Origin of the sequence: uncultured Meiothermus sp., from assembly GCF_937863175.1 — a bacterium.
In the GTDB taxonomy this organism is placed as follows: domain Bacteria; phylum Deinococcota; class Deinococci; order Deinococcales; family Thermaceae; genus Meiothermus.
On the sequence record NZ_CALMCQ010000346.1, the window covers coordinates 1 to 6,611 of the forward strand.

The window sequence follows — 6,611 nt, forward strand, 5'->3', positions numbered from 1 at the left end:
TGAGTTTTCCTGGGGGTCTGATAACAAAGTTTTTGCCCTACAGGCCCCACTTTGCACGGGCAGAAGAACAACCGTCCGGGGTCGGGGGTCTGGGTCATGGTCGAAGGCCAGAAGCTGAAAGCCAAAAACGACGGGGATCTCTGGTCTGGATTAGGGTACAGGCCTCGAGGGCTCGCGGTTCAGCCATTTCAGCTATCGGCTAGCGACGTGGGATGTGACCATATGTGCGGTAAAAACACTCGCCAGCCTGGTCAAATTCACATATCTCAACCTGGGTAGCGTGTTGTTTGGCTACCGGGTTCCAGGCCTCATCACGAAAGAAAGCAATGGAATACACGCCCCCGTTCGGAGTCGGCCCGTCTTGGCGCTCCTCCATCTCGTCAGTCTGGAGCGAAGTCTCATCCGCCATCACCCACCTCTTTCATCAGTCTAGCAATCACCGAGTACCCCCGAAGTAAGGCCCCAAAACGACCCCATGCGAAACTTTCAACCGTGGATCTGAGACCCGAGACCTGCGACATCCTTACAGTGCCCGTGCGGGTATCCAGGTCAAGTTATCCACTCCCTCCGTCGTGGGCTATGAGCTACCCACCCCCGGTCATTTCTAGGTAGAATTCGCTGGCATGGCCCTGTTTGCCGTGAACAAACCGCTAGGCCGCACCTCGCATGACGTGGTAGACATGGCCCGTAAACTGCTGGGAACACGCCGGGTGGGCCACACCGGAACCCTCGACCCACTGGCCACGGGGGTCTTGATACTGGCGGTGGATGTTTCGACCAAGCTGGTACCCTTCCTGTCTGCCGAAGTTAAAGAGTACATCGCCTGGGTTTCGTTTGGGGTGACCACCGAGACCCTGGATGCCGAAGGGCAGATTGTGGCAGAAAGCTCCAGGCGTCCAACCCAGCGCGAGATTGAGGCAGCTTTGCCCACATTTTTGACCCTGACACAGCAGACACCCCCTGCTTACTCGGCGGTAAAGGTAAGGGGGGTCAAAGCCTACGAAGCGGCACGCAAAGGGCAGGCACTGGAACTCGAGCCGCGCCCGGTCCAATACCTCGAGGCGAGTCTACTGGCCTACGATCCAGCCCCTGTTGCGCACCGCATTGCGCCTTCGGCGACGGGGTGGCACCTGTCCGAGCGGGGCCGTGCGGTGGAGTTGCCCAGGCCTGTGGGCGACTACCCCACCGCCGTGATCCGCCTGGTAGTGGGGTCGGGCACGTATGTGCGCTCGTTCGCTCGAGACCTGGGCGAACAACTGGGAAGCAAAGCCTTCCTGTCGGGTCTGGTTCGCACCCGGGTGGGCAAAATTGGCCTCGAGCAGGCCCAGGACATCGAAAACCTGGACACCGGGAAGGTGCTCGATGAACTCGAGGCTCTCTCCTGCCCCAGCGTAGAGCTCTCCCACACCGAGGCCCGGCGGGCTATGGAAGGCGTCCCGCTGCCCATTCCGGCCAAGGGGCTGGTGGCCCTGGTTGGTCCCAGGCGCCGCCTGGTGGCGATGGCCGAGGGGGATGGTTTCAAGCTCCGCATTAAGCGGGTGTTCAAGGGATAGGGGATTACGCAGTATCGGTGCTCAGACAGTCAAGTTTTTGCGTACCCTTCCGTCCGGGTTCTGTGCCCAGGGCTGTACAGTTTTCCTGGAATGCCTCATGGGTTTAATCAGCTCAATATGTGCAGCCTAGACCGCAAAAGTCTCTTTGATAATGGGTTGGGACAAGACTACCGAGGTACGGGTACTGCCAAAAAAGCCCAGCTGCTGGATCAGTTCTTGCAGGTGTTGCACGGAAGGGGTTAACACCTTGGCGACAAAGGACGATTCGCCGGTCACAAAATAGCACTCCCGCACCGCAGGGGTGGTACGGGCAAACTCGAGCATCTGCTGGTAGCGGCCCGGCGGGGTGGCCACCTCAATCAGGGCGGTGATGGTGTACCCCAGGGCGCCTGGGTTAATCCGCGCACCATAGCCGGTAATAATGCCGGCATCCTCCAGGCGACGCACCCGCTCGGTGACGGCAGGGGTCGAGAGTCCCACCCGTCGGCCCAGCTCGCTGTAGGAGAGCCGTCCGTCCTGTTGTAGCTCGTTCAGAATGGCAAGGTTGGCTTTGTCTAACAATTTGGAAGCCATAAAGCCAATTATGGCTTAAGAATTAAAAGTCAGACCTCCCAAAATACTTAAGTCCCCCCTTCCCATTGCCGGACAATCCATCTACCCTTGGGAAAAACAGGAGGTTCCTATGATTATTGGTGTTCCCAGGGAGATCAAGACGCTCGAGAACCGTGTAGCCCTCACGCCTGGTGGGGTGACCAGCCTGGTGCGACGGGGGCATAAGGTGCTGGTACAGCAGAGTGCGGGGGTGGGTTCGGGCCTATCCGATGCCGAGTATCAAAAAGCCGGGGCCGAGATGGTGAGGGCCGAGCAAGCCTGGGCTGCCGATCTGGTGGTCAAGGTCAAGGAACCCATTGCCGAGGAGTACAAGTATCTTCGCAAGGAACTGATTCTCTTCACCTACCTGCACCTGGCCGCCGACCAGCCGCTCACCAGAGCCTTGCTGGCGGGCGGCACCAGTGGCATTGCCTACGAAACCGTTCAGCTCGAGGATGGTTCGCTGCCCCTCCTGCTGCCCATGAGCGAGGTGGCCGGACGCATGGCCCCCCAGGTGGGCGCTGCTGCACTGGAAAAGCCGCATGGCGGGCGCGGTGTGCTGCTGGGCGGGGTGCCGGGGGTGGCCCCGGCCAGCGTGGTCATTATCGGAGGGGGCATTGTGGGCACCAACGCGGCCAAGATTGCCCTGGGGATGGGCGCGCAGGTAGCCATTCTGGATGTGAGCAAGACGCGGATGCAGTACCTCGACGACGTGTTTGGTGGGCGGGTCATCACCCTCTCGTCCACCGAAGCCAACATTGCGGCCTCCATCCGCCATGCCGACCTCCTCATCGGTGGGGTTCTGATCCCCGGGGCCAAGGCTCCCAAACTGGTCACCCGCGAGATGCTCTCCACCATGAAGGAAGCCTCGGTGATTGTGGACGTGGCGGTAGATCAGGGTGGCTGCGTGGAAACCATCAAACCCACCACCCATGCCGACCCCACCTATGTGGTGGACGGTGTGGTGCACTATGGCGTGGCCAACATGCCGGGTGCGGTACCCCGTACCTCCACCTTCGCCCTCACCAACCAGACCCTGCCCTACCTGCTCAAGCTGGCCGAGAAGGGCCTGGAAGCCCTGCACGACGACCCCGCCTTGATGCTGGGTCTCAACACCCACCAGGGCAAGCTGACCTGCCTGGGGGTGGCCGAGGCCTTCGGGCTGCCCTACACCGACCCCAGGGCGGCCCTGTAACCCACTTAACCCTGCCTAACCCGGAACCTCACCTGCAATTGCTGTACCCTGTATAGCAAAGCCTATGTTCCGGGGAGGGTGGTTTGTACTATTTGTGCTGGCAGGCGCTGGTTCGCTGGCCCAGGCCCCGCCCTGGCCTGCCGGTGAGCGCCTGACCTACCATCTGGTCTGGCAGGGAATCGGGGTCGGGCGGTTGCACCTGAGTGCCGATGGCATCGAGGGTGGTTGGCGTTTTCGGCTAAAACTCGAGACCACCGGGCTGGCTCAGGCGGTAGGCTATGGCCTCGAGTCGGAAAGCCAGGTCGGCCAAGACTTCTACACCGACCGCTTCTGGCAAACCCTCACCGAACCCCTCAAAGGCACCACCCGGCTGATGTTCGAGCGGCAGGAGAACAACGGCTCCTGGGCAAGGATTATGCATCCAGATGGCAGACTCACCAGCTGGAGCAGTTCAAATGAAGAGGTGGTGGATCAGTTGTCGCTGATCTACTATCTGCGCATTCACCCCGAGACCCGTCTGGTCAGTGCGGTGGACTATCCCAGGCTGGCCCAGGGGCGGCTGGAACCCCTCCCGGTCAACGGCAGTGGCCTGGTAGGCTATCGCTTGGCCCGTGAGGATCTGCTGGTGGAAATCTGGTATCGCCAGGATGTTCGTCGTACCCCGGCCCGCATCCTCTTCGGGCGTGACTTTGGGCGCCTCGAGGCCACCCTTATCGAAAACGGCAACCGCTAAGCCAGAAGTGTCCTGTGTGAAGCATTGTCGCCCCGTGCAAGTTGGGAGTAATTCAGGCCAGTCCTGTTTTTGAGGCCCTGGTTTACAGGGTTTGCTGGTCTGGGCAGCACCTGCAAGGATGAAGACTGGACTGTGGTAAAAAAGTTTCTGAGTCATCTCAGGCTGCTAGAGGGTTGGAAACTGGGTTTGGGTGCGTTATAGTTGCGCCATAAGGAATCTAATCAACCCCATGCACTGGCTTTCCAGCAACAGGAGGGGGTGGGGTTGGAGGGTACACTGCCCAAGTCTGGAGGAACACTTTGAAAGGTAACATTACCGTGACAGAAAGCGCACTGGCGGCTATTTTGGGCCTGGCAGCCCATGAAGTGCCGGGCGTGTTGGGGATGAGTCCTGCCGGTATCCGCGAATCCATTAGCCGCATCCTGGGCCGCAGCGAGGCCAGCGAAGGAGTGGTGGTCAAACCCGACCCTGCGGCTGCGGGTAAGTACCAGGCCGATCTGTATGTGGTGGTGGCGTTTGGCTCCCGTATTCCTACGGTAATGGATAGTATCGGGGAGCGGGTGCGCTGGGCTGCCAAGAGTCTGGCAGGCGCAGAACTCTCCTCGGTGCGGATTCACGTAGTGGGGGTGAGCCGTGGTTAATCGGGGGAGCATCGCTGTGCTTTGGAGTGAGGGAGAAGGGGCAAAAACGCCTGCCAGCGGCAGTTTCGCAGGTTTTACCCTACCTCCCAGCCCCGCTGCTCCCCTGTTCGCGCTGGAGGTGACCCGTGGCTAACTCGCTCTCGCCAGCCGACCTCGCTCGGGCCTTTCGCTATGCAACCGACTGGTTTGCGGTCTATGTCGAGGAGGCCAATGCCCTCAATGTCTATCCGGTGCCCGATGGCGACACCGGTACCAACATGCACCTCACGCTACAGTCGGTGCGGAGGGAGCTGGATCTGGCCGATACCGACAAGATGAGCGATGTGGCACGGGCGATCAGCTATGGCTCGTTGCTGGGTGCGCGGGGAAACTCGGGGGTGATCACCTCGCAAATCCTCAAGGGCTTTTCCGATACCATCAAGGAAGCCAGAAAGGTCTCTCCGGCTCTGTTAGCCAGGGCCCTCGAGGAGGGCTCGCGCATGGGGTACAAAGCGGTGATGAAGCCAGTCGAGGGCACCATGCTGACGGTCTCGAAGGGGGTGGCTGAAGGGGCCCTCAAGGCGGTGGAAGACGGAGCGACCAGCGTCGAAGAAGTGCTGGATGGTGCACTAAAAGTTGGGTGGGAAACCTCCGACCGCACCCCCGAGCTGCTGCCGGTGCTCAAACAGGCCGGGGTGGTGGATGCCGGTGGGGTCGGTTTGCTGCGGCTGATGGAAGGCCTCGAGGGCTACCTCAAGGGTCTGCCCCTGCCCGAGCCGCCCAAGATAGAAAAATATGCCCAGACCGCCTTCGATACCGAGGAGTTTGGCTACTGTACCGAATTCCTGATGGAAGGCGTGGCCGAACCGGTCGAGGTAATCCGGGAAGCAGTCTCGCCCTTCGGCGATTCATTGCTGGTGGTGGGAGCCGAAGGTTATATCAAGGGCCATATCCATACCAACGACCCCGATGGGCTGCTGGCCAGTGTAGCCCGCTACGGCAAGATGATTCGTACCAAGGTCGAGGATATGTCGCAGCAGCACACCGAAATCCTCTCTATGGCCGGGGCTGCCGACGAAACGCCTCCCCCCACCGGGCTGGTCGTGGTGGCGAACGGCTGGGGGTTGACCAAGGCCTTTCGCGGGTTTGGGGCCCGCATTGTGGCCGGGGGCCAGACCGCCAACCCCAGCGTGCAGGACATCCTGGACGCTATCAATAGCCTGCCCAACCCCGAAGTGATTGTGCTGCCCAACAACGGCAACGTGATCATGTCTGCCCAGCAAGCGGCTGGGCTGGCCAGGGGCAAAACCGTGCACGTGATCCCGACGCGTACCATGGGCCAGGGGCTGGCCGCAACCGTGCTCTATCAGGCCGAACAGCCCTCGAGCGAGCTGCTGCCCGAGATGGGAGAGGCTTCCAAGCGGGCCGCAACCCTGGAAGTGACCCGGGCCAGCCGCAGCGTGGAGATTGGTGGGGTGAGCGTGACCGAGGGCCAGCCCATTGGCCTGCGCGATGACAAACTTGCGCTGGCAGCCGACACCCCCGAGGACGCACTCTTCAACATGGTTAAACTGGCCTCCCAGGATGGCGAGCGCGAGATATTGACCATTTTCCACGGCCCCACGGTCACAAAAGACACGTTGGACGCCCTGGCTGCTCGGATTTCCCAGGCCTTTCCCGGTCTCAGTCTTGAGATTCATCCAGGAGGGCCTGACCTCTACGATTACCTTGCAGTGCTGGAATAATTCAAACCCACGCAGGCGGACAGGGTCGGATGTTCAAATCTGACACTGCGTTTCGAGGTGGCGTTACTTTTGTACGCCCCAGGCGTAATGCGAGCCCGCCGATTTGTGGAGACGAAAACCCGTCTGGTGCAGGATAATTCTGGCATACCGGGCCGTAAAGTATGTCAGGGAGCT

7 protein-coding genes are annotated in these 6,611 nt (G+C 60.7%); 5 read left to right on the plus strand and 2 right to left on the minus strand.

The window, feature by feature from the left end; translation table 11 throughout:
• Positions 1–199: 199 nt before the first annotated feature.
• On the minus strand, positions 200–409 hold the full coding sequence (locus tag Q0288_RS13125; protein WP_299431141.1) for a hypothetical protein: 210 nt from the start codon (positions 407–409) through the stop codon (positions 200–202).
• Between the two features lie 214 nt (positions 410–623).
• Between Q0288_RS13125 and truB the strand changes: the two genes are divergently transcribed.
• A complete protein-coding gene (truB, locus tag Q0288_RS13130) occupies positions 624–1,553 on the plus strand; it encodes a tRNA pseudouridine(55) synthase TruB (protein ID WP_299431143.1) in 930 nt (309 codons plus the stop codon).
• Positions 1,554–1,679: 126 nt separating this feature from the next.
• On the opposite strand, the gene Q0288_RS13135 is transcribed toward truB, so the two are convergent.
• The gene (locus Q0288_RS13135; RefSeq protein WP_299431145.1) at positions 1,680–2,126 is read right to left on the minus strand and encodes an Lrp/AsnC family transcriptional regulator; all 447 of its coding nucleotides are present in this window, start codon (positions 2,124–2,126) and stop codon (positions 1,680–1,682) included.
• A 109-nt stretch (positions 2,127–2,235) separates the two neighbouring features.
• Here Q0288_RS13135 and ald point away from each other — a divergent pair, with 109 nt between their 5' ends.
• From ald to Q0288_RS13155, 4 genes are all read left to right on the plus strand, one after another.
• Positions 2,236–3,339 (plus strand): alanine dehydrogenase, encoded by a 1,104-nt coding sequence (gene ald, locus Q0288_RS13140; protein WP_299431147.1) that lies wholly within the window; start codon positions 2,236–2,238, stop codon positions 3,337–3,339.
• A gap of 64 nt (positions 3,340–3,403) precedes the next feature.
• Entirely contained in the window at positions 3,404–4,072 is a 669-nt protein-coding gene (locus tag Q0288_RS13145; RefSeq protein WP_299431149.1) for a DUF3108 domain-containing protein, read from the plus strand.
• Positions 4,073–4,371: 299 nt separating this feature from the next.
• Positions 4,372–4,713 (plus strand): Asp23/Gls24 family envelope stress response protein, encoded by a 342-nt coding sequence (locus Q0288_RS13150; RefSeq protein ID WP_299431151.1) that lies wholly within the window; start codon positions 4,372–4,374, stop codon positions 4,711–4,713.
• Between the two features lie 125 nt (positions 4,714–4,838).
• Positions 4,839–6,437, plus strand: coding sequence for a DAK2 domain-containing protein (locus tag Q0288_RS13155; protein WP_299431153.1), 1,599 nt, complete (start codon positions 4,839–4,841; stop codon positions 6,435–6,437).
• The last annotated feature ends 174 nt before the right edge of the window (positions 6,438–6,611 follow it).

Coding starts and splice junctions, on each gene's coding strand:
- Q0288_RS13125 (WP_299431141.1), bottom strand. CDS start 409: ATGGCGGATGAGACTTCGCTCCAGACTGACGAGATGGAGGAGCGCCAA.
- truB (WP_299431143.1), top strand. CDS start 624: ATGGCCCTGTTTGCCGTGAACAAACCGCTAGGCCGCACCTCGCATGAC.
- Q0288_RS13135 (WP_299431145.1), bottom strand. CDS start 2,126: ATGGCTTCCAAATTGTTAGACAAAGCCAACCTTGCCATTCTGAACGAG.
- ald (WP_299431147.1), top strand. CDS start 2,236: ATGATTATTGGTGTTCCCAGGGAGATCAAGACGCTCGAGAACCGTGTA.
- Q0288_RS13145 (WP_299431149.1), top strand. CDS start 3,404: ATGTTCCGGGGAGGGTGGTTTGTACTATTTGTGCTGGCAGGCGCTGGT.